Origin of the sequence: uncultured Ferrovibrio sp. (genome assembly GCF_937960835.1) — a bacterium.
In the GTDB taxonomy this organism is placed as follows: domain Bacteria; phylum Pseudomonadota; class Alphaproteobacteria; order Ferrovibrionales; family Ferrovibrionaceae; genus Ferrovibrio.
The window spans coordinates 13,069-33,807 of record NZ_CALGPC010000018.1; the positions used below are offsets into that span (position 1 = coordinate 13,069).

The 20,739-nt window shown below is 62.6% G+C and carries 21 protein-coding genes; 9 read left to right on the forward strand and 12 right to left on the reverse strand.

What is annotated here, in order from left to right; translation table 11 throughout:
• Positions 1-10: 10 nt before the first annotated feature.
• A complete protein-coding gene (locus Q0603_RS17440) occupies positions 11-709 on the forward strand; it encodes an alpha/beta fold hydrolase (RefSeq protein WP_298728085.1) in 699 nt (232 codons plus the stop codon).
• Here the strand turns inward: Q0603_RS17440 and Q0603_RS17445 are convergent.
• Positions 706-1,902 carry a GGDEF domain-containing protein gene (locus Q0603_RS17445; protein WP_298728087.1) on the reverse strand — a complete coding sequence of 399 codons (1,197 nt, stop codon included), beginning with the start codon at positions 1,900-1,902 and terminating at the stop codon, positions 706-708. The genes Q0603_RS17440 and Q0603_RS17445 overlap by 4 nt on opposite strands.
• 3 nt (positions 1,903-1,905) lie before the next feature.
• Complete coding sequence (parE, locus tag Q0603_RS17450) at positions 1,906-3,870, reverse strand: DNA topoisomerase IV subunit B (protein ID WP_298728089.1); 1,965 nt, start codon at positions 3,868-3,870, stop codon at positions 1,906-1,908.
• A 93-nt stretch (positions 3,871-3,963) separates the two neighbouring features.
• Here parE and Q0603_RS17455 point away from each other — a divergent pair, with 93 nt between their 5' ends.
• Both Q0603_RS17455 and Q0603_RS17460 read left to right on the forward strand, forming a co-directional pair.
• A complete protein-coding gene (locus tag Q0603_RS17455) occupies positions 3,964-4,380 on the forward strand; it encodes an acyl-CoA thioesterase (RefSeq protein WP_298728091.1) in 417 nt (138 codons plus the stop codon).
• A 49-nt stretch (positions 4,381-4,429) separates the two neighbouring features.
• The gene (locus Q0603_RS17460) at positions 4,430-4,954 is read left to right on the forward strand and encodes a hypothetical protein (RefSeq protein WP_298728093.1); all 525 of its coding nucleotides are present in this window, start codon (positions 4,430-4,432) and stop codon (positions 4,952-4,954) included.
• A gap of 147 nt (positions 4,955-5,101) precedes the next feature.
• Here the strand turns inward: Q0603_RS17460 and Q0603_RS17465 are convergent, their stop codons facing one another.
• The gene (locus Q0603_RS17465; protein ID WP_298728095.1) at positions 5,102-5,452 is read right to left on the reverse strand and encodes a GIY-YIG nuclease family protein; all 351 of its coding nucleotides are present in this window, start codon (positions 5,450-5,452) and stop codon (positions 5,102-5,104) included.
• 296 nt (positions 5,453-5,748) lie between these two features.
• Here Q0603_RS17465 and Q0603_RS17470 point away from each other — a divergent pair, with 296 nt between their 5' ends.
• Positions 5,749-6,945, forward strand: coding sequence for an ABC transporter substrate-binding protein (locus Q0603_RS17470; protein WP_298728097.1), 1,197 nt, complete (start codon positions 5,749-5,751; stop codon positions 6,943-6,945).
• 128 nt (positions 6,946-7,073) lie between these two features.
• On the opposite strand, the gene Q0603_RS17475 is transcribed toward Q0603_RS17470, so the two are convergent.
• On the reverse strand, positions 7,074-8,033 hold the full coding sequence (locus Q0603_RS17475; RefSeq protein WP_298728099.1) for a LysR family transcriptional regulator: 960 nt from the start codon (positions 8,031-8,033) through the stop codon (positions 7,074-7,076).
• Positions 8,034-8,109: 76 nt separating this feature from the next.
• Here Q0603_RS17475 and Q0603_RS17480 point away from each other — a divergent pair, with 76 nt between their 5' ends.
• Positions 8,110-8,547 (forward strand): nuclear transport factor 2 family protein, encoded by a 438-nt coding sequence (locus Q0603_RS17480; RefSeq protein WP_298728101.1) that lies wholly within the window; start codon positions 8,110-8,112, stop codon positions 8,545-8,547.
• 21 nt (positions 8,548-8,568) lie between these two features.
• Here Q0603_RS17480 and Q0603_RS17485 read toward each other — a convergent pair whose 3' ends face one another.
• A complete protein-coding gene (locus tag Q0603_RS17485; protein WP_298728102.1) occupies positions 8,569-8,841 on the reverse strand; it encodes a hypothetical protein in 273 nt (90 codons plus the stop codon).
• 78 nt (positions 8,842-8,919) lie between these two features.
• Here Q0603_RS17485 and Q0603_RS17490 point away from each other — a divergent pair, with 78 nt between their 5' ends.
• The 3 genes from Q0603_RS17490 (at position 8,920) to Q0603_RS17500 (ending at position 13,028) form a co-directional block, all read left to right on the forward strand.
• Positions 8,920-10,884, forward strand: coding sequence for a PAS domain-containing sensor histidine kinase (locus tag Q0603_RS17490; RefSeq protein ID WP_298728104.1), 1,965 nt, complete (start codon positions 8,920-8,922; stop codon positions 10,882-10,884).
• A gap of 4 nt (positions 10,885-10,888) precedes the next feature.
• Positions 10,889-11,653 (forward strand): glucose 1-dehydrogenase, encoded by a 765-nt coding sequence (locus Q0603_RS17495; RefSeq protein ID WP_298728105.1) that lies wholly within the window; start codon positions 10,889-10,891, stop codon positions 11,651-11,653.
• A 157-nt stretch (positions 11,654-11,810) separates the two neighbouring features.
• Positions 11,811-13,028 (forward strand): MFS transporter, encoded by a 1,218-nt coding sequence (locus Q0603_RS17500; RefSeq protein ID WP_298728107.1) that lies wholly within the window; start codon positions 11,811-11,813, stop codon positions 13,026-13,028.
• Between the two features lie 5 nt (positions 13,029-13,033).
• Here the strand turns inward: Q0603_RS17500 and Q0603_RS17505 are convergent, their stop codons facing one another.
• The 6 genes from Q0603_RS17505 to Q0603_RS17530 form a co-directional block, all read right to left on the reverse strand.
• Entirely contained in the window at positions 13,034-13,342 is a 309-nt protein-coding gene (locus tag Q0603_RS17505) for a ferritin (protein ID WP_298728109.1), read from the reverse strand.
• 83 nt (positions 13,343-13,425) lie between these two features.
• Positions 13,426-14,916 (reverse strand): TrkH family potassium uptake protein, encoded by a 1,491-nt coding sequence (locus Q0603_RS17510; RefSeq protein WP_298728111.1) that lies wholly within the window; start codon positions 14,914-14,916, stop codon positions 13,426-13,428.
• Between the two features lie 98 nt (positions 14,917-15,014).
• Positions 15,015-15,548, reverse strand: coding sequence for a DUF2231 domain-containing protein (locus Q0603_RS17515; protein ID WP_298728113.1), 534 nt, complete (start codon positions 15,546-15,548; stop codon positions 15,015-15,017).
• 142 nt (positions 15,549-15,690) lie between these two features.
• Positions 15,691-17,100 carry a type I glutamate--ammonia ligase gene (glnA, locus tag Q0603_RS17520; protein WP_298728115.1) on the reverse strand — a complete coding sequence of 470 codons (1,410 nt, stop codon included), beginning with the start codon at positions 17,098-17,100 and terminating at the stop codon, positions 15,691-15,693.
• 106 nt (positions 17,101-17,206) lie between these two features.
• Positions 17,207-17,545 carry a P-II family nitrogen regulator gene (locus tag Q0603_RS17525; RefSeq protein WP_298728117.1) on the reverse strand — a complete coding sequence of 113 codons (339 nt, stop codon included), beginning with the start codon at positions 17,543-17,545 and terminating at the stop codon, positions 17,207-17,209.
• A gap of 193 nt (positions 17,546-17,738) precedes the next feature.
• Complete coding sequence (locus Q0603_RS17530) at positions 17,739-18,926, reverse strand: pyridoxal phosphate-dependent aminotransferase (protein WP_298728120.1); 1,188 nt, start codon at positions 18,924-18,926, stop codon at positions 17,739-17,741.
• Between the two features lie 215 nt (positions 18,927-19,141).
• On the opposite strand from Q0603_RS17530, the gene Q0603_RS17535 reads away from it, so the two are divergent.
• Positions 19,142-19,522 carry a RidA family protein gene (locus Q0603_RS17535; protein WP_298728122.1) on the forward strand — a complete coding sequence of 127 codons (381 nt, stop codon included), beginning with the start codon at positions 19,142-19,144 and terminating at the stop codon, positions 19,520-19,522.
• Here the strand turns inward: Q0603_RS17535 and Q0603_RS17540 are convergent.
• Positions 19,519-20,724 carry a multidrug effflux MFS transporter gene (locus tag Q0603_RS17540; protein ID WP_298728124.1) on the reverse strand — a complete coding sequence of 402 codons (1,206 nt, stop codon included), beginning with the start codon at positions 20,722-20,724 and terminating at the stop codon, positions 19,519-19,521. The two genes, Q0603_RS17535 and Q0603_RS17540, sit on opposite strands and share 4 nt — an antisense overlap.
• Between the last annotated feature and the right edge of the window lie 15 nt (positions 20,725-20,739).

A 20,739-nucleotide genomic window follows, 5' to 3' on the forward strand; every position in this document is an offset into this window, starting at 1 on the left:
AGGTTTTTCCATGCGCCAGCCGCTGGTATTCGTCCCAGGACTGTTGCTGACTGCGGATTTCTGGCGGGAGCAGATCGCGCGGCTATCCGATATCGCGCAATGCATTGTGCCTTCAGGCCAGTATCATCAGGACAGCATCAGCGATATGGCGCGCGCCGTGCTGGCCGAGGCTCCGGACCGTTTCGCGCTCTGCGGCCTTTCCATGGGCGGCTATATCTGCCACGAGATCATGCGCCAGGCGCCGGAGCGGGTGGAGCGTCTGGCGCTGCTCGACACCTCGGCGCGGCCGGATACGCCGGAGCAGACCGAGAAGCGGCGCTCATTCCTGAAGCTTGCGCAGACCGGACGCTTCAAGGGAATCACGCCGCAGCTTCTGCCTTTCCTGCTGCATCCCGGCAACGTGAAGAAGCAGCCGCTGGTCGATCGCCTGCTGGCTATGGCGGAAGAGATCGGCCGCGACGGTTATCTCAAGCAGCAGACGGCGATCATGGGCCGGATCGACAGCCGGCCCTATCTGCCGCAATACAAGCTGCCGACCCTGGTACTGTGCGGCCGCGTCGATGCGCTCACCCCCATCGAAGTGCACGAGGAAATGGCGGCGCTGATCCCTGATGCCGAGCTGACCATCATCGAAGAGGCCGGCCATCTGCCGCCGATGGAAACGCCGGACGAAGTTGCTGCGGCCTTGCGCCGCTGGCTGCAACGCTAGGTGCGGCGGAAGCTTCGCTCTTCCAACGCGGCCACCTCGATCCGGTTGCGGCCTTGGGCCTTGGCCTGATCCAGCGCCATCGATGCGCGCTGCAGCATCGACGCCCAATCGTCGCCATGCAGACCAAGGGAGGAGACGCCGAAACTGGCGGTCACGGTTGCCGCCGCGTTGCCGTCGAGACGGAGCGGCGCGCTGGCAATGCGGCTGCGCAGCCGTTCAGCCAGATTGATGGAGCCCTGCAGTGGTGTTGCGGGAATGATCACGCAAAAGGTGCCGCCATCCAGGCGGCCGAAATGATCCTCCAGCCGCAGATTGGATGAAACGATCTCCGCGATATGCCGCAGGGCAGCGTCGCCAGCGCCCACGCCATGCTCGCGGTTGATCCGGCCGAGGAAATCGGTGTCGAAGGCAAGCACGGAAAGCGGCTCGCGATGGCGGCGGGCGCGCGAGACTTCCTTGGCGCCGATTTCATCCAGCAATCCGCGGTTCAACAGGCCAGTCAGCGCATCGGAGCATACGGTGGCCTGCAGGCGGTATTGCAGACGCTGGGTCAGCATCAGCGCGCAGGCGGCAGTCGCCAGCAGTGAGCCGACCGCGGGCAGGATGAAAACCCCGCTACCCAGCGGACCCTTGCCGAAATCGCTTACATCCAGTGCGCCGGTCGCCACCGCAACGCTCCGCAGCAGGTAAAGCACCGCCAGAACGCCGAAGATCATGCCGACCAGCGCCTGGCTCTGCAGCAGGCCCGGCTCGATCCGGCGCAGCATCATCCATGAAATCGCCGCGCAGATGATCGCAAGCGTCGTTGCCATGACGATGATGCGCGCGACCGTGTTGGGCTCAATGAAGAGGAAGAAGCTGAACGGCGCAAGATGCAGCAGGATGATGGCAAGGCTGGCGCGGTAGGGCGCGGGCCGCTGCTGAAACCGCGCACAGCCCCACCAGAACACCACATAGCCGACCACGAAGGCGACGTTGCCGCAGAAGAACAGATAGGACTGTGTCTCTGGTGTGCGCAAGGTCAGAGTGGCAATGCCGATCGCAAAGATCACATTGCCCAAGGCCCAGATCGGCGGCCCGGATTCACGGGGATGCACCAGGCTGACGCCCAGCATCACCATGACATTCACGGTCGCGATGGCAATGGATACCAGCGAGACAACGGAGAAGTGGTCTACGCCGGGGTAGTCCATGCCTTAGACGTCGACCTCTGCGAATGCCGCGCGCTCCTGGATGAACTGGAACCGGAGTTCCGGCTTGCGGCCCATCAGGCGTTCGACCAGATCGTCGGTCTCCTTCACGTCGTCGGTCAGCACTTGAACCCGCAGCAGGGTGCGGTTCTTCGGGTTCATGGTGGTTTCCTTCAACTGCGCCGGCGGCATCTCGCCGAGACCCTTGAAGCGGCTGACCTCGACCTTCTTGTTGCCGAAGACCTCCTTGATCAGGCGGTCCTTGTCGGCATCGTCCATGGCATAGACGGTCTTGCCGCCATGGCTGATTCGATAGAGCGGGGGCTGTGCCAGGTAGAGATGGCCGTGCTCGATCAGCTTGGGCATCTCACGGAAGAAGAAGGTCATCAGCAGCGAAGCGATATGCGCGCCGTCGACATCGGCATCGGTCATGATGATGACCTTGTCGTAGCGCAGATCCTCGTCGCGATACTTGCTGCCGGTGCCGCAGCCCAACGCTTGCACCAGATCCGACAGTTCCTGGTTTGCCGCCAGCTTGCCCGAGCCGGCCGAGGCTACGTTGAGGATCTTGCCGCGCAGCGGCAGTACGGCCTGCGTGCGGCGGTCGCGCGCCTGCTTGGCCGAGCCGCCCGCGCTGTCGCCCTCGACGATGAAAATCTCGGTGCCGTTGGCGGCTTCGTCGGAGCAGTCGGCCAGCTTGCCCGGCAGGCGCAGCTTGCGGGTCGCCGACTTGCGGCTGACTTCCTTTTCGGCGCGGCGGCGCAGGCGGTCCTCGGCGCGCTCGATGATGCGGTTGAGCAGCGCATTGGCATGCTGCGGCGCGCCGGCGAGCCAGTGGTCGAAGTGATCCTTCACGGCCGCTTCGACCAGCTTCTGCGCCTCGACCGTGACCAGCTTGTCCTTGGTCTGGCCTTGAAACTGCGGCTCCTTGATGAAAACCGACAGCATCGCGGTGGCGCCGCCAATGATGTCGTCGGCGGTGATCTGGCTGCCTTTGCGGTTGTTGGTGAGCTCGGCGTAATCTTTGAAGCCGCGCAGCAGGGCGGAACGGAAGCCCGCTTCATGCGTGCCGCCTTCCGGCGTCGGCACCGTGTTGCAGTAGGAATGCAGCCAGCCTTCGTCGATCTCCTGCGGCCAATGGATCGCCCATTCGACCTGACCGCGCTCGCCCGCCAGAGCCGCGCGGCCCGCGAACGGCGTCGGCGTGACGGTCTGCTGGCCTTCGAGCTGCGCCGAGAGGTAATCCTGCAGACCACCAGGGAAATGCAGCATGGCTTCCGCCGGCGTGTCGTCGCCAGACGGGATCAGTTCCGGCGCGCATTTCCAGATGATCTTCACGCCCGGATACAGATAGGCTTTCGAGCGCGCCATCTTGAAGATGCGGGCCGGGCGGAAATGTGCGCCCTTGCCGAAGATCTGTTCGTCGGGATGGAAGATCACGGTGGTGCCGCGGCGGTTCGGCGCCGGGCCGACCTTCACCAGCTTGCCCTTCGGTGTGCCGCGCGAATATTCCTGCCGCCACAATTCGCGATCACGGGCGACTTCGACGATGAGCTGATCCGACAGCGCGTTCACCACCGAAATGCCGACGCCATGCAGACCGCCGGCGGTGGAGTAGACCTTGGACGAGAATTTGCCGCCGGAATGCAGCGTGGTGAGGATCACCTCCAGCGCCGACTTGTCCTTGAACTTGGGATGCTTGTCGATCGGAATGCCGCGGCCATTGTCGCTGACCCGCAGTGCGCCATCGGCCTGCAGTTCGACCTCGATGCGGTCGGCATGGCCGGCCACGGCCTCGTCCATCGAGTTGTCCAGCACCTCGGCGAACAGGTGATGCAACGCGCGCTCATCGGTGCCGCCAATATACATGCCCGGCCGGCGCCGGACCGGCTCCAGGCCTTCGAGGACTTCAATGTCCTTGGCGGTGTAATCGCCGCCGCCCTTGGGGCCGGACTGAAACAAGTCGTTCATACTATTCATAGATTCTGTTAAAGGGGTGACTCGTCGTTGCGCCGCAGTATAGTGTGGGCGCATTCCGGGACACAACCAACATATGGTGGATCAATGACGGGCACGGTCGACGAAAAGGGCGGAATTTCGCATCCGCGCCCCGAGCGCGGCGAACCTTTGATCCGCACTGCGCCGATGCCGGCCGACATGAACGGCAACGGCGACATCTTCGGCGGCTGGGTGCTGAGCCAGATGGATATCGCCGGCGGCATTGTCGCTGCGCGCCGCGCGCAGGGCCGCGTCGCCACGGTGGCGGTGGATGCCATGACCTTCCATCAGCCGATCAAGGTGGGCGATATCGTTTCGATCTATGGCGAGATCATCCGCGTTGGCCGTTCTTCGATGGCGGTGAAGCTGGAGACCATCGTGGCGCGCCGACTCGATCCCACCGAGATCAAGGTGACCGAGGGCGTATATACCTATGTCGCCATCGATGAGAATGGCCGGCCGCGGCCTGTGCCTCAGCCGTGAATCTGGGCCAGCGTGCTGAAGACGAGCGCCGCGGATTAAGCGAGGGAGCATGACCAAGCCGCCAACTCAGACCAGGCCTGCCGATCGCTGGGCGGCCGATGAGATCGTGGCGCCGGAGCTGATCGCGCTGAAGGCGCTCTACGACCAGGCGCGCGGCGAGCGCCGCATGCTCGCCTACGCCGATCTGCCGCCGGTGGAAACTTTGCCTGGTGTGACGGATCTCGCCATCGTAAAAGTGGGGCAGGAGGCGGGACGCTATATCTATCTGGCGGCCGGTGAAGGCTATCACGAAACCGCCAAAGTGGGCGGCGGCGAGGGACTGGTGCCCGGGCCGGACGGCGTGACCCTGGAGCGACGGCCGGTGATCCGCCAGCATTTCGATCTGGCCGTGACCGAGCGCCGCCCCTTTCATATCAGCATCACACGCTGGGACGGGCCGAAGATCCTGCAATACGACCGGCTGATCCTGCCGCTGGACGACGGCCAGAGCGGCCCGCTGGACGGCGATGGTTGCGGAGAGGTGACACACCTGCTGGTTGGTGAGGTTTTCCTCCGACTGGCCAAATCGGGCTGATCTGTCCGGCAACGCAATGGGTTTTATGGGCAGTACGGCAGAGGCCGTGCTGTTTGAAGCCCATTGGCGGCCGGTTCAGCCCGTTGAGAGCCAATTGCATCCCATTGGATGCCAATTGAGTCCCGTTGAGTGCCAGTTGAATCCGGTTCAGAGCCAGTTGGAGGCCAGTCGCGGAACGAGATGTTCTCGTTCTGCGGGTGCGGTGGGTTGCTTGCTCGCAAGGGATTGCTTCGGTGATAGGGTCACGCTGCTCGGCGAAGACCAGTCGCTTGCAACCGTAAGTCTTTGGTGAAGTCCGACCGGCCCCTCGCGATGCTCATACGCGCGGCGCCGGATGTCGTTGGTGACACCGATATAGATCGTGCCATTCGGGCGATTGGTGACGATGTAAATCCACCTGCCCGTCACGAGTAAAGCGTCGCGAAGAGCAGAGCGAGAGGCAAGGAGTTTTGCGACCGGTCGCCATTGTTGTGCCATTGCCATCCACTCATCTTGCATACGTCTCTCCTCATACGCCAAGCCGCGGCGTGACGGCGTAGGAGGCGATCTAGTGATTGTCGGCTAGCGCGGTGAAGCGCCAACAAGAAACACTGCTGATGCCACAGCCGTGCCGCGGCACGACCCGCTTTATTCGCAGACGAACGAGATTTGCCGAGACGGGCGGAGCATCTATGCGCTTCGCGCCGTTTTATTAGCGCGCGCCTGTGCTGGCATCCGCCTTTTTCCCTTGAAATGTTCTCAGTCAAAATAGTATTATAAAACAACAATTATAGACACAACAAAGGGAGGAGGCCATGCGGAAAGCCATTGCTGCCGCCATTCTGGCAGGCGGGTTCAGTTGGTCCGCTGTTGCGGCGGATAATGTCGTGCGCGTCGGCGTGCTGAACGACATGTCGAGCGTTTATGCCGATTTCCAGGGGCCGGGTTCGGTGCTGGCCGCCAAGTTGGCCGCCGAGGATTACATGAAGGGCGGCGAGTATAAGGTGGAGGTGATCTCCGCTGATCACCAGAACAAGCCCGATATCGGCGCCAATACGGCGCGGCAGTGGCTGGATGTTGACGGCGTGCATGTCATCGTCGACCTGCCCAATTCGGCGGTGGCCTTTGCCGTCAACGAGATCGTGCGCGACAAGAACAAGGTGATGATCGGCTCGGGCGCGGGCAGTGCGATGCTGACCGGCGAACGCTGCTCGCCCAACATGGTGCATTGGACCTACGATACCTGGTCCTACGGTCATTCGGCAGCGCGTGCGGCCTTTGCTGGCGGCGGCAAGAAATGGTTCTTCATCACCGCCGACTACGCCTTCGGCCACGATCTGGAAAAGCAGGCGAGCGACGAGATCAAGGCGCTGGGCGGCGAAGTGGTGGGTGCGGTGCGCCATCCGATCAATGCCAGCGACTTCAGCTCCTTTCTGCTGCAGGCGCAGTCCTCCGGCGCCGATGTGGTGGCTTTTGCCAATGCCGGCGGCGATCTGACCAATTCGCTGAAGCAGGCGGCTGAATTCGGCCTAGCGCAGAAGCAGAAGGTGATCGGGCTGATTTTCGGTGTCACCAATGTGCCGGCCCTGGGGCTGGAAGCGACGCAGGGTCTGCAATCGGTGGCGCCGTTTTACTGGGACATGAACGATGGCACGCGCGCCTGGTCGAGGCGGTTCCAGGCAGCGCATCCGAAGAAGATGATGCCGAACGACATGCATGCCGGCGTCTATGCTGGCCTGATGCATTACTTCAGGGCGGTCGAGAAAGCGGGCGGGCCGCAGGATGGCCGCGCCATTGTCGAGGCGATGAAAGCGATGCCGACCGACGATCCGCTGTTCGGCAAGGGCAGCATCCGCATCGACGGCCGCAAGATGCATCCGATGTATCTGCTGGAAGCGAAGAAGCCGTCTGAATCGAAGGGCGACTGGGATTACCTGAAGGTGGTTGCCACCGTACCCGCCGAGCAGGCCTTCCGGCCGCTGAAGGACGGGAATTGCCCGCTGGTGAAGTAGGCCGCTGGGATTAAGGATGCGGAAAGGGCGGGGCGCCGCTTCGGCGCCCTGTTTTTTGGTGAGGACCTTAGCGGTTTTTCTCAAGTGTCATGCGGTGAAAGAGGTGGAGCGGGCGGTTGTGCTATCGCTCACGCTGCCTCTTTGCTTCTGCCGTTCCGCGCGCGGTCGAGGCTGCAGCCGATGGCGGCGACCTGCTGGCGCAGCCAGATTGAGCCCTGATCCATTTGCGCCCGCGTCGGCCAGAACATGAATTCCTCGTCCAGGCCGGGATCGAGTGGCGGGTTGACGGCGATAAGCGACAGCGCGCGGGATTGCGCCTCGATTAGGCGGCGGGGGACGAAGGCGACAAGATCGCTGCCCGATGCCATGTGCAGGGCCTGCAGATAGCTGGGCACGGTAAGCGCGATGCGGCGCTCGACGCGATGGGTTTCGCGCAGCCAGGTATCGATGGGATCTTCGCGCTGGCCGCGGCCGACAACGGCCACATGGCGCGCCTTCAAAAACACATCCAGTCGCCGCAGCCTAGCGGTCTGCGGATGGCCGCGGCGCACCGCCAGCGCATCGTGATCGGCAAAAAGACGCTGACGGTGGAAAGCGGGAAACGCTTCAGGCGTGCAGGCCACCACCAGATCGATATTGCGGGCAAGCTCCGGCGTCATGGTGGCCGGTCCGCGCCAGGCTTCGACATCCAGACGTACCCCGGGTGCCAGCGTGGCGAAACGCTCGCTCAATGGCGCGATCAGCAGGTTCAGCAAATGATCCGCCGTCATCAGGCGAAAGCGCCGCGTCGAGGTGGCGGGATCGAACTGCTCGGAGACGAACAGGCCGCATACCTGATGCAGTGCATCGGCCAAGGGCGTTCGCAAGGCTAGTGCCCGCGGCGTCAACTCCATCCGCGCACCGCTGCGAACCAGCAGCGGATCGTCCAGCATCTCGCGCAGGCGGCGCAGCGCATGGCTCATCGCCGGTTGTGACAGGCCAACCCGCATCGCCGCACGGCCGACATGAGCGTCGGTGAGCAGTGCGTCCAGGGCAACTAGCAGGTTGAGGTCGATGGCGGCTAAATTCATGGTGTGAATATACATCATATGATCTATCGATTGGAAGAATGGCGTTATCCATGCGCATCATAGCGCGACAGGTAGGCGAAACGGAGGAATGCGCATGAATGCAGCAGCGAACAAACAGATCGTGCAGCGGATTTTCGAAGGGTTGGCGGAGGGCAATTCGCGGCCCCTGATTGAGGCGATGGCCGAGGATTTCTGCTGGGACATGTGCGGCACGACGAGCTGGTCGCGCCGCTATGACGGCAAGCAGACGGTCATCGATGAGCTTTTCGGCCCACTACGGCAGGTCATCGCAGGCCAGATCAAGACTGTGCCGCGCCGTTTCATCGCCGAGGGCGATACGGTGGTGGTGCTGGCGAGGGGCAACAACGTAACCGTGGCAGGCCAGCCCTATTGCAACGATTATTGCATGGTCTGCCGTCTGCGCGACGGCAAGCTGGTGGAGCTGGTAGAATATCTCGATACGGAGCTGGTGACGAAAGCGCTCGGCGATCCACCCCAAACGACCGGTGCAGCAGCCCTGGCGGCGACTTAGGCCTTTCATACGCCACAAATTTCAGGAAAAGCAGTTTTTAGAAGAAGAAGAAACCGGGCGGTGCTGCGCGATGCGGCGTCGTCTGGGCTTTCTCGCATCCCTCGGATATCCCTGATCAATCGCGGCGATTTTCTTTTCGCCTGATGAACAATCGGCGGGTTTCTCGTGTTTAAACAGGTCGCTCGATCCGGTTGTCGCAAGCGGAGTGGGGGAATGGTTGGGTTTGACCTTTCTGCCAGGTTCGATATAAAAGGTATGCAACCCATAAGGGAAATATCCGCAGGGCGTCTCCATACCTCTTCCGACAGGGCTGACAAGCCCGGCGCCGTGGTTGATAGTTGCACTCTTTCAACATTTTACGAAAGCTCCGGTATGCCTAACGCCGAGCGTCCTCAAGCTCCATTCGCGGAAGAGGGCCAGCACCGTCTTCTGCTGGACGCGATCACCGACTACGCAATTTACATGCTGGATCCGGCCGGGATCATCACAAGCTGGAATTCCGGTGCGCAGCGTTTCAGCGGCTATACGCCGGCCGAAATCGTCGGCCGCCATTTCTCGCTATTTCACACCGAAGAAGATCAGCAGGCCGGTCTGCCGCAGCGGTCCCTCGACATCGCGATCAATGCCGGCAAATACGAGGCCGAGAACCTGCGGGTGCGCAAAGATGGCAGCGTGTACTGGGCGCATGTCGTCATCGACCCGATCCTCGATCCGACAGGAAAGCTGGTCGGCTTTGCTACGATCACCCGCGACCTGACCGAGAAGAAGGCCGCCGAGGAGGCGTTGCGCCAGAGCGAGCAGCAGTTCCGCCTGCTGGTGCAGGGCGTCACCGATTACGCGATCTTCATGCTGGACCGCGATGGCTGCGTCTCAAGCTGGAATTCCGGCGCCAAGCGGATCAAGGGCTATACGTCGGACGAGATCATCGGTGCGCATTTCTCGCATTTTTACACCCCGGAGGACCGCGAGCGCGGCGACCCTGAGCGTTCGCTGGAAGTGGCGATCCGCGAAGGGCGCTGCGAGAAGGAGGGCTGGCGCGTGCGTAAGGACGGCAGCCGCTTCTGGGCCCATGTCGTGCTGGATGCAATCCATGACGACGATGGCGAACTGATCGGCTTCGCCAAGATTACCCGCGACGTCACCGAGCGGATGGAGACCCAGAAGGCGCTGGAAGAGGCGCGCGAGGCTCTGTTCCAGTCGCAGAAGATGGAGGCGATCGGCCGGCTGACCGGCGGCATCGCGCATGACTTCAACAATCTGCTGGCGGCGATCCTTGGCAGCCTGGAACTGGTCGACAAGCGCCTCCCGGCCGATGCCAAGGTGCGGCCGTTGATCGAGAATGCGATCCAGGGCGCGCAGCGCGGCGCTTCGCTGACGCGGCGCCTGCTCGCCTTTGCGCGGCGCCAGGAGCTGAACCCGGAACCGGTTGACGCGGCGGCTCTGGTGCGCGGCATGAGCGCTTTTCTGCAGCGCACGCTGGGGCCGTCGATCACGATCGAGATTGACTTTCCGCACGACCTGCCGCCGGTGCTGGCGGACTCGAACCAGCTTGAATCCGCGCTGCTGAATCTCGCTGTGAATTCGCGCGATGCCATGCCGGATGGCGGTGTCATCACCATCGCGGCGCGGCAGGAAATGATCGTCCCCGGTCATAGCAGCAAGCTGGAGCCCGGCCATTACGTCTGCCTGTCGGTATCGGATACCGGCGAAGGCATGGACGAGCAGACGCTGGCGCGCGCCATGGAGCCGTTCTTCACCACCAAGGGCGTTGGCAAGGGCACTGGCCTTGGCCTGTCGATGGTGCATGGTCTGGCCGAGCAGTCAAATGGGCGGCTGATCCTGAAAAGCCGCAAGGGCGAGGGTACGATGGCTTTGCTGTGGCTGCCTGTGGCTGAACTGGATGCAGCGACACTGAGCTTCCTCAACCAGGCCAGCACGCCTTCGGCCGCGCCGGGAACGCGCGAGCTGTCGATCCTGACGGTGGATGACGATTTCCTCGTGCTGACCAACACCGTCGCCATGCTGGAAGACCTCGGGCATCGCGTCTTCGAAGCAAGCTCGGGCGAGCAGGCCTTGCAGGTCCTGGAGCGCGAGGCGGCGATCGATCTGGTCATCACCGACCAGGCGATGCCGCAGATGACCGGCACGCAGCTTGCCGATGTGATCAAGCTGAAATGGCCGCACCTGCCGGTGATCCTGGCGACCGGCCATACCGAACTGGAGCCGGGGCTCAATCCGAAACTGCAGCGCCTGACCAAGCCGTTCCGGCAGGTCGATCTGGTGCGCGTCATTGCCGAAGCGGTGCGCGCGGAACCGGCTCTGAGCCAGAACGGCTGACGCCATGAAAGTCGCAGCCATCACCGGCGGCGGTCAGGGCATCGGCCGCGCTATCGCCTATCGCTTCGCCGAAGCAGGCTATGCTATCTCGCTGTGCGACCTCGATATCGATGCGGGAGATGAAGCGGCGGCACAGATACGCGCGCGTGGCGGTACGGCGCTGTTCCGTCCGGCCGATGTGGCGCTGGCGGTCGATGTCGAGACCTGGATGACCGAGACAGAGCGGCAGCTCGGTTGCCCCGACATCCTGATCAACAATGCAGGCATCATGAAGCGCGTCGATTTCCTCGCGCTGAGTGCGGTGGATTTCGACCGTGTCATTGCCGTGAACCTGCGTGGCACTTTTTTGTGCAGCCAGGCCGCAGCCAAGCGCATGGCGGCGCGCGGCCAGGGCGGCGCCATCGTCAACATCTCTTCTACCCGCGCCTATATGTCGGAGGCCGGTACTGAAGGCTATACGGCCTCCAAAGGGGGCATCGCGGCGCTGACACATGGCATGGCGATCAGCCTTGCGCCGCATCGCATCCGGGTGAATGCCATTGCGCCGGGCTGGATCGAGACACGCGACTGGCAATATTCCAAACGCGCCGAAGAGCCACAGCATTCGGAAGCGGATCGCGAGCAGCATCCGGTCGGCCGTGTGGGCAAGCCCGAGGACATCGCCGAAGCCTGTCTGTTTCTGGCCGATGACAAAACATCGGGTTTCATGACCGGGCAGCCCATCGTCATCGATGGCGGCATGACGGTGAAGATGATCTATGTCGACTAGGCGCGGCAATGCATGCCGCGCTTGACAGGATCGCCGCCTGCTTGCTAAGTCCGGATGAGAAGTCGCGCCACCATTCCGGTGACCGGCCGTAGGCGTTAACGTCAACCAACGCATGCTGCGCGCTCATAAATGTGAGCGCCGTTGAGGTATGCGTGTGATGACGGCCAAGACTTCCGGTTCTGCTTCGTCTAATTTTGCTTCTCCCAATTCCGCTGCCGACAAGCCGGTGCTGCTGCGCCTGCTGCCCTTCGTCGCCATGGTCTTCTTCAGTTTTCTGACGGTCGGCATTCCCCTGCCGGTGCTGCCCGCGCAGGTGCATGGCGCGCTGGGCTACGGCACCGTCGTGGTGGGATGGGTGATCGGCATCCAGTCGCTGGCGACCGTGCTGACGCGACAGCCTGCTGGCGTGACCTGCGACAAGTACGGCGCGAAGTCCGCCGTAATGCTCGGCCTGCCCGCGGCGATTCTGGCCGGCGGCGCTTATCTGCTCTCGGCCGTGCTGCCGGTTAGTTCGGCGGTCAGCCTTGGCATCCTGTTTGCCGGACGGCTGCTGCTCGGGGTGGCGGAAAGCCTGTTCCTGACCGGCGCGATGAGTTGGGCTATTGCCACGGTCGGCGCGCAGAATACCGGCCGCGTTATGGCCTGGCAGGGGATCGCGATGTATGGCGCGATGGGGCTCGGTGCGCCGTTAGGCTTATGGCTGCTGGAACAGGCCGGCTTCATCGCGGTGGCTGTCGTCACCATGGCGGTACCGCTGCCAGCCTTGGCGCTGGCGCTGCTGCGGCCGGGCATTGCACCGCATCAGGCGGGGCCGCGCGTGCCGTTTTATCGCGTACTGGGACTGATCTGGCAGCCGGGCCTGGCCTTGGCACTGAGCGCGATGTCGTTCGGCGCGCTCGCATCCTTCATCACGCTGCATTACGCGAGCCGCGACTGGGACGGCGCGGGTCTGGCGCTCAGTGGCTTCGGCGCCGGCTACATCCTGGTGCGGCTATTCTTCGCCGGCCTGCCGGACCGTCACGGCGGCACCATCGTGGCGCTGGTGTCCCTGGCGGTGCAGGCCATGGGGCAGGTGGTTTTGTTCTTCGCCCATTCAAGCTGGCTCGCTTTTGCAGGCGCGACGCTGACGGGTCTTGGGTTTTCGCTGGTGTTTCCGGCGCTGGGTGTGGAGGCGATGCGTCGGGTGGCGCCGCAAAGCCGCGGTATGGCGATCGGCGGCTATATCGCCTTTTTCGATCTCGCCATCTTTCTGGCCGGTCCGGTGCTGGGCTTTGTTGCCGCAGGCTTCGGCTATCCGACGGTGTTTCTGGCCTGCGCCATCGGTGCGGTACTGGCAATGGGGCTGGCGGCGGCGTTGCGACCGCCGCAGCTTTGAGACGTTCACTCCTCCTTGGAATGCTTTTCGAGGTTGACGATGTCGCCCTCGGTGAAGAGATAGTCCTTGAGGTGCTTATTGAAGTCCTGGCTGTTGCGGCGCAGCCATTCCAGCACCATGGCGGCGTGCTCGATCTCTTCGCGCATGTTGTGCAGGAGGATTTCCTTCAGGGCCGGATCCTCGCAATCGTCGGCCCGCTGCTGATACCAGTCGGCCGCTTCCAGCTCTTCCATCAGCGAGACGATGGCCTGGTGCATGGCCAGGGTATGCTTGCTGAGGCGTTCGCGCGGCGCGTGGAGGTCTTCACTCGACATGTATGGCGTCTCCCTTGCTGGTCGGGAAACCATTCAAGCGGGAAAATGTTCGCCGCGGTTGTGACTTCTGCGGTCGGCGGGCGTCAGTGGCGCCAGAAAGACCGGCTGAACGGGATCAGCAGGATCAGGATTTCCAGGCGGCCCGCCAGCATGCCGACCGCCATCAGCCATTTCACCCCGGTGGGGACATCCTTGAAGGTGCAGCAGGGCCCGCTATGCGGTCCCAGGCCCGGCCCGTTATTGCCCAGCGCCGTGGCCGCGGCGCCGAGGCTTTCCCGGAAGTCCAGACCGAACAGCGCGATTGCCAGGGTCAGGAGCATCAGCAGCACGAGGTAGATGAAGATGTAGCTGGCGACGCCCGCGCGCACGGCGTCGGGGATATTCTCGCCGTTGAAGGTCACTCTGAAGGCGCCATGCGGGAAGATCTGGCGCTGAAGCTGCGCGCGCAGCATGCGCATCATGGTGAGGATGCGGAAAACCTTGATGCCGCCGACCGTCGAGCCCGTGCAGCCGCCGATCAGCATCAACAGCAGGGCAATCAGTTCGGCAAAGCCGCCCCAGTTCGTGAAGTCATATCCGGCAAAGCCGGTGGTGGTGATGGTCGCCACCGTCATGAACAGCGATTCATGCAGGGCCAGCCAGAACGGCCGGTCATGTTCTGCGATGCGCCAGACGGTCAGCAGGATTGCAACGGTGAGGATGATGGCGAAGAAGAGGCGCACCTGATCGTCGTTCAGCAGGCGATCGGGCCGGCCATAGGCCGCCACGACGTAGAGGCCAAAGGGAATGGCACCGATCACCATGAACATGATGGCAATCCATTCGATCAAGACGCTGTCGAAATAGGCCAGACCGGCATCGTGACTGGAGAAGCCGGCGGTGGACAGGGCCGTCATCGCATGGCCGATGGCATCGAACCCGTCCATGCCCGCGCTCCAAAAGCACAGGGCGCAAAGCGCGGTCAGCAGCGTGTAAATGATGCCGATCTGTCCGACCACCTCGGTGATGCGGGGCACGAACTTGGTCGAGCTTGGCGAGAGATCGAGGCTGAATAGCTGCAGACCGCCGATGCGCAGGAAGGGCAGGGCCAGAACGGCGACGGTGACCATGCCGAAGCCGCCAATCCACTGGATGAGAAAACGCCACAGCAGGAGGCCGCGCGGCAGCGTGTCGAGACCGGTGATCACCGTCGAACCCGTGGTGGTTAGGCCGGAGACGGATTCGAACACGGCATCGGCCAGCGAAAGCTGCAGCTCAGAAATCATGAAAGGCAAGGCCGCCACGAGGCTGACGGTGATCCAGGTGGCGGGCAGCAGCAGAAGCGTTTCGTTCAGATTGATATTCTGATTGCGGTCGTAGGTCGCAATCGCGATCCCGGCGCCGATGAACAGCGTGCCGAAGGCGCAGATCAGAAAGACCTTGTAATCCTCATGACCTTCCAGCAGGTCGGCCAGCATCGGCGCCAGCATGGCGATGCCGAAGCAGCAACTGACGGCGCCGACAAAGAACAGGATCGGCGCCAGCCGCACACCGGTGCTGCCGCGGCCGGCGGCGCTTTGGGAGGGGGTACTCATGGCGGCGGAGTGTGGGCGCGGCCCGAGGCGGAATCAAGAGGGCCTTCGTGCTTGACAGTCGGCCTCATGCCGCAGTGGCCGCTGCGATTCCCGTGGGGTCAGCGGACTTTAGGGTTTGCCGAACGGTCCCGGCTGTTCGGCGGGTAGCCGTGATCGTAGCCTTCGCTCACGCCGATCTGACGCGAGACGCCAATTCCATGGCGGTACGACAGCTCCCCGCCCAGCCAACCTGTGGCCACGACCAGTACGACGCCGACGATGGAGATGATCAGGCCATAAGGAATGACCTGTTCCGGCGTGTCGAGATGCAGGCTGTAATTCCAGAGCGACAGCATGAGCAGCAGGACGTTGCCGGCGCCGTGGGCCAGTCCAACCTTGAGCGTGCGGGCGCGGCCCAACCCGATTAGTTCGATCACGCCGAGCAGGGCGGCGATGGCGCCCGTTACCAAGGCGGCAAGCAGCAGCCAGGTGGCAGCATAGACCCAGAAGGGATTCTGCGTGATCCAGAAGCCGATATCGGCGCCCAGCGCCAGGATGAGCGCGCCGATGGGCAGCGAGACTGCCATCGGATGCAGCGGATGACCGGCGATGGCGACGATGCTGCCGGTTCCAGAGGGATAATGCGCGGCCATGATCAACTCCTGCCTTGTGAGGATGGATAGCCAACACGGCAGTGGAAAGGCGGGTTCCTCAAAAGAAAAACCCCGCCGGCAGGAACCGGCGGGGCCTTAATGGACACGCGGCTGACGCCGTGAGCCCAGGGAAGGTCGTTAATTAGACCGAGTAGTACATCGAGAACTCGATCGGATGTGGGGTGTGCTCGAACGCGTACACCTCTTCCCACTTCAGCTCGAGATAGCTGTCGATGAAATCGTCGGTGAAGACACCGCCGGCCTTCAGGAAGGCGCGATCCTTGTCCAGGTTTTCCAGGGCCTCGCGGAGCGAACCGCAAACCTGCGGCACTTCCTTCAGTTCCTCAGGAGGCAGGTCGTAGAGGTTCTTGTCCATCGCCGGACCCGGATGGATCTTGTTCTTGATGCCATCCAGACCGGCCATCAGCATCGCGGCATAGGCCAGGTAGGGGTTCGCGCCCGGATCGGGGAAGCGGACCTCAACGCGCTTGGCCTTCTCGCCGGCGCCGAACGGGATGCGGCAGGAGGCCGAACGGTTACGCGACGAATAGGCCAGCAGCACCGGAGCCTCGAAGCCCGGGATCAGGCGCTTGTAGCTGTTGGTCAGCGGGTTGGTGAAGGCGTTCAGCGCCTTGGCATGCTTGATGATGCCGCCGATGTAGTAGAGCGCGATGTCGCTCAGGCCGGCATACTTGTTGCCGGCGAACAGCGGCTTGCCGCCCTTCCACAGCGACTGGTGGACGTGCATGCCCGAACCGTTGTCGCCCTTGACCGGCTTCGGCATGAAGGTCGCGGTCTTGCCCCAGGCATGGGCGACGTTGTGGACGCAGTACTTGTAGATCTGCATCGCATCGGCGCACTTCAGCAGGGTGTTGAACTTGATGCCCAGTTCATGCTGGCTGTTCGCCACCTCGTGGTGATGCTTCTCGACGGTGACACCCATGGCGGCGATGGTCGACAGCATTTCCGAGCGCAGGTCGCCGCCCTGATCCAGCGGAGCGACTGGGAAGTAGCCGCCCTTGATCGGGGCGCGGTGGCCCATGTTGCCGCCTTCGTAGACCTTGCCCGAGTTGTACGAACCTTCGATGTCGTCCATGTAGACATAGGTCTCGTTCATCGAAACCTTGAAGCGGACGTCGTCGAACACGAAGAACTCGGCCTCGGGACCGAAATAGGCGACGTCAGCGATCTTGCTGGACTTGATGTAGGCTTCGGCGGCCTTGGCGATCGAACGCGGGCAGCGGTTGTAGTTGGTGCCCTCATGCGGCTCCAGCACGTCGCAGAACAGCACGGCGGTGGTCTGCGCCGAGAACGGGTCGAAGGTGAGGGTGTCGAGATCAGGCTTGAGCAGCATGTCCGACTCATTGATCGCCTTCCAGCCAGCGATTGAGGAGCCGTCGAACATGATACCTTCCTTCAGGGTCGGCTCATCGATCATGGTGATGTCGAAAGCGACATGCTGCCACTTGCCACGCGGGTCGGTGAACCGGAAGTCGACGTACTTGGTATCCTTGTCCTTTAACTGCTTCACAATGGATTTTGCATCAGCCATGGCTGTTTTCCTGCTGCTTCTTCCCTGGTTGCTAACTGCTCACGAAGATTTCCCCGAACGGGGGTGACTCGATGAGGATGATTGGCGAGGTATACCTGCCTCGCCGTCAGACCGCTTCCGCGCCTTTCTCGCCGGTACGGATGCGGATGACTTCTTCGACGGTGGAGATGAAGATCTTGCCGTCGCCAATGCGGCCGGTGCGGGCGGCCTGTGTGATGGCCTCCACGGCGCGGTCGACCATGCCGTCGTCCAGCACCACCTCGATCTTCACCTTGGGCAGGAAATCGACGACATATTCGGCGCCGCGATACAGCTCGGTATGACCCTTCTGGCGGCCAAAGCCCTTGGCCTCGGTGACGGTCAGGCCCTGCAGGCCGATCTCGTGCAGTGCCTCCTTCACCTCGTCGAGTTTGAAGGGCTTGATGATGGCTTCGATTTTTTTCATGGGTGCTACAGACGGTTGGTCAGTTTAGAAAAGACGAAGTTAGGGTCTGCACTGTGGTATGCACGGCCCGTGCCACCCTCAACACCAGATGAAGTGGCTGGAATCCCGCTGGAAGGCGGGGGCTGTGGATAGGTTTCTGTGCGGATTTGCATATAAAAGCGCCTCTGTGATTAAAAAATAGACTAAATTCTGCCTATTGTTTCGGCGCGCGGTTGGACAAGAAAGCAGCGATCCGGTCCAGTGCCTCGGCGATGGCCTCATCGGAAGCAGCGAAAGACAGCCGCAGATAGCCCTCGCCGTGGCGGCCAAAACTGGTGCCGGCGATGGTGGCCACCCCGGCCTTTTCCAGCAATTCGTCCTGTATCTGCCGCGCGGTAAGCCCTGTTTTTGAGATATTGGGGAAGGCATAGAAGGCGCCTTCCGGCTTGATGCAGCTCAGGCCCGGAATCCTGTTCAGCCCGGCAACGCAGAGGTCGCGGCGGCGGCGGAAGGCCTGGCGCATCTCTTCCACCGCGTCCTGCGGCCCCTCCAGGGCGGCGATGCCCGCATATTGCGTGGCGGCGTTGACGCAGGAATGGGTATTGATGGCGAGCTTGGTGGCAAGGTCCACCAGTTTTGCCGGCCACAGGCCCCAGCCCAGGCGCCAGCCGGTCATGGCATAGGTCTTGGACCAGCCTTCCAGGATGATCAGGCGGTCCTGCAACTGATCCAGATAGGGGATGAAGCTGGCATACGTGCCGTCGCCATCCAGCACCAGGCGGGAATAAATCTCGTCGGCCAAGACGGTGACATGCGGGAAGTTCTGCAGGCCTTCGACCAGCTTCTTCACTTCCGCCGCAGGCGCGACGCCGCCGGTGGGATTGGCAGGCGAGTTGATGATCAGCAGGCGCGTCTGCGGCGTGATGCGCGCCAGCAGATCGCCGGCGCGGAAGGCGAAGCGGTCTTTTTCCAGCAGCGGATAGCCGGCCAGCTTCGCGCCGGTGAAATGGACCAACGACTCATAAATCGGGAAGCCCGGATCGGGATACATGATCTCGGTGCCCGGCTCGCCGAACATCATGATGGCGGTGGCCATGGTGACCTTGCCGCCCGGCACGATCACGATGCGCTCGGGCGAGACGGTTTGCCTGTAACGCCGGTGGATCTCGGCGCAGACCGCCTCGCGCAAAGGCAGGATGCCGTTGGCGGGCGTATAGCCGTGATGGCCGTCACGCAGCGCCTTGATGGCCGCTTCGACCACATGCGGCGGCGTCGGGAAATCGGGCTGCCCGATACCCAGATTGATGATTGTCTTCCCCTCGGCCTCCAGCGCCTTGGCGCGGGCCAGCACCTCGAAGGCGCTTTCCGAGCCCAGGCGCAGCATGCGCGCGGCAACCTGCATGGCGTCCCTCCGGTTTCGTTGCCTGCTGCTTATGCCGGGTTTCAGAGGGAGGGGCAAGGCAGGGCGGCCATATGGGGATGATTCGCCGGTGGCCGCGTCACAACCGTATCTGCTCAAACGTCATAGGGATGTCAGTGCCAATCCGGGTGGCCAGCCTGAATGGCAATGACAGGCGTAATAAACCGAAAGACTGAATACTGTCAGGAAGCGATCCGATGACTTTTGCGCTTATCAATCCGCCGGGCCTTTATGACGCGGCGAAGAACGGCTACTCCCATCTCGCCATTCTCGATCCGGGTGTGCAGGTGATCTGCATTTCAGGGCAGGGCGGCGAAACAGAAGACGGCAGTCTGACCGCAGATTTCACTGCACAAGTGCGGCAGGCCTTTAAAAACCTGAAGATCGCTTTGGCGGCTGCGGGCGTGGGGCCGCAGCATGTGGCCAAGTTGACCGTGCTGATCGTCGATCATACGGAAGCGAAGTTGCATATCTTCGGCGCGGAACTGGAGCAGGCTTTTGGCACCGGGCCGAAACCGGCCTGCACCCTGATCCCGGTGCCACGGCTGGCACTGGCGGTGCTGCCGCGCGGCAGCTAGTCCCTCGGTTTGAGTAAGATCAGCGCCAGCAGAAGCGACATGGCGGCGCAGCCGGCGATCCCGGCCACCATCGGCAGCAGATTGCCATCGGCGAAGGCGCCGCTGAGCGCCATGGCAATCGCGCCGCAGGCAAGCTGCAGTGTCCCCATCAGCGAGGAGGCGGTGCCAGCAATGGTACCGTGATCCTCCAGCGCCAGCACGGAGCTGACCGGCAGCAGGATGCCAACGAAAGCGTAACCGGCAAACAAGACCACCTCAAGCAATAGAAGATTCTCAACGCCCACCAGCACCAGCGCGAGGAGCAGCAGCATCGCCGCGGCATAGCCATACACGGCGGGGCGCACCAGCCGGCGCAGGCCGAACCGCGCGCCGAGCCAGCCGTTGAACTGCATGGCGGCGAAAAAGGCGGCAGCGTTGACGGAGAAAACCAGGCTGTAGGCCATCGGCGATAATCCGTAGCGGTCCATCAGCACAAAGGAGGATTGCGCCAGAAAGACAAAGAAGCTGGACAGCGCGAAACTGCCGATGAAGGTGAGGCCCAGGAATTGCCGGTCGGTAAGCAGGAATTTGCAGCCCGCCAGCACACCGGCCCAGTTGCTGTCGCCGCGCAGATGCGCCGGCCGGGTTTCGCGGACGAAGACGATGGCGAGGACGAAGCCGATGAGAGCGGCCGCCATTACCAGCCAGAAGACGCTGCGCCAGCTTGTCTGTTCGATGATGATGCTGCCGATTAGCGGTGCAAAAAGCGGCGAGACGCTGAGCACCAGCATGAGCAATGCGAGCAGCCGCGCCTCGTCAACTCCGCTATGGAGGTCGCGGACGATGGCACGGGAAATCACGATTCCGGCAGCGCCGCCAAGGCCTTGCAATGCGCGAAAGCCGATCAGCGTCTCGATATCCGTGGCAAGCGCGCAGCCGATGCTGGCACCGGCAAAAAGCAGGATGCCGAAATAGAGGGGCGCCTTGCGCCCCACCATGTCGGAAACCGGGCCGAAGAGCATGTGGCCCAGGGCAAAGGTCACGAAGAAAGCCGTCAGGCTCAGCAATACCCGGTCCGCATCGGCGCCGAGACTGGCGCCGATGGAGGGCATGGATGGCAGATACATGTCGATTGCGAAGGGGCCGATCGCCGTGAGCAGCCCCAGCACAAGTGCGTTGCGCAGGAAACGAGTTTTCCCCTGAACAGCAATTGTCTGCTGCATCGCGGCGATCCGGCT

Coding starts and splice junctions, on each gene's coding strand:
- Q0603_RS17440 (WP_298728085.1), top strand. CDS start 11: ATGCGCCAGCCGCTGGTATTCGTCCCAGGACTGTTGCTGACTGCGGAT.
- Q0603_RS17445 (WP_298728087.1), bottom strand. CDS start 1,902: ATGGACTACCCCGGCGTAGACCACTTCTCCGTTGTCTCGCTGGTATCC.
- parE (WP_298728089.1), bottom strand. CDS start 3,870: ATGAACGACTTGTTTCAGTCCGGCCCCAAGGGCGGCGGCGATTACACC.
- Q0603_RS17455 (WP_298728091.1), top strand. CDS start 3,964: ATGACGGGCACGGTCGACGAAAAGGGCGGAATTTCGCATCCGCGCCCC.
- Q0603_RS17460 (WP_298728093.1), top strand. CDS start 4,430: ATGACCAAGCCGCCAACTCAGACCAGGCCTGCCGATCGCTGGGCGGCC.
- Q0603_RS17465 (WP_298728095.1), bottom strand. CDS start 5,452: ATGCAAGATGAGTGGATGGCAATGGCACAACAATGGCGACCGGTCGCA.
- Q0603_RS17470 (WP_298728097.1), top strand. CDS start 5,749: ATGCGGAAAGCCATTGCTGCCGCCATTCTGGCAGGCGGGTTCAGTTGG.
- Q0603_RS17475 (WP_298728099.1), bottom strand. CDS start 8,033: ATGATGTATATTCACACCATGAATTTAGCCGCCATCGACCTCAACCTG.
- Q0603_RS17480 (WP_298728101.1), top strand. CDS start 8,110: ATGAATGCAGCAGCGAACAAACAGATCGTGCAGCGGATTTTCGAAGGG.
- Q0603_RS17485 (WP_298728102.1), bottom strand. CDS start 8,841: ATGGAGACGCCCTGCGGATATTTCCCTTATGGGTTGCATACCTTTTAT.
- Q0603_RS17490 (WP_298728104.1), top strand. CDS start 8,920: ATGCCTAACGCCGAGCGTCCTCAAGCTCCATTCGCGGAAGAGGGCCAG.
- Q0603_RS17495 (WP_298728105.1), top strand. CDS start 10,889: ATGAAAGTCGCAGCCATCACCGGCGGCGGTCAGGGCATCGGCCGCGCT.
- Q0603_RS17500 (WP_298728107.1), top strand. CDS start 11,811: ATGACGGCCAAGACTTCCGGTTCTGCTTCGTCTAATTTTGCTTCTCCC.
- Q0603_RS17505 (WP_298728109.1), bottom strand. CDS start 13,342: ATGTCGAGTGAAGACCTCCACGCGCCGCGCGAACGCCTCAGCAAGCAT.
- Q0603_RS17510 (WP_298728111.1), bottom strand. CDS start 14,916: ATGAGTACCCCCTCCCAAAGCGCCGCCGGCCGCGGCAGCACCGGTGTG.
- Q0603_RS17515 (WP_298728113.1), bottom strand. CDS start 15,548: ATGGCCGCGCATTATCCCTCTGGAACCGGCAGCATCGTCGCCATCGCC.
- glnA (WP_298728115.1), bottom strand. CDS start 17,100: ATGGCTGATGCAAAATCCATTGTGAAGCAGTTAAAGGACAAGGATACC.
- Q0603_RS17525 (WP_298728117.1), bottom strand. CDS start 17,545: ATGAAAAAAATCGAAGCCATCATCAAGCCCTTCAAACTCGACGAGGTG.
- Q0603_RS17530 (WP_298728120.1), bottom strand. CDS start 18,926: ATGCAGGTTGCCGCGCGCATGCTGCGCCTGGGCTCGGAAAGCGCCTTC.
- Q0603_RS17535 (WP_298728122.1), top strand. CDS start 19,142: ATGACTTTTGCGCTTATCAATCCGCCGGGCCTTTATGACGCGGCGAAG.
- Q0603_RS17540 (WP_298728124.1), bottom strand. CDS start 20,724: ATGCAGCAGACAATTGCTGTTCAGGGGAAAACTCGTTTCCTGCGCAAC.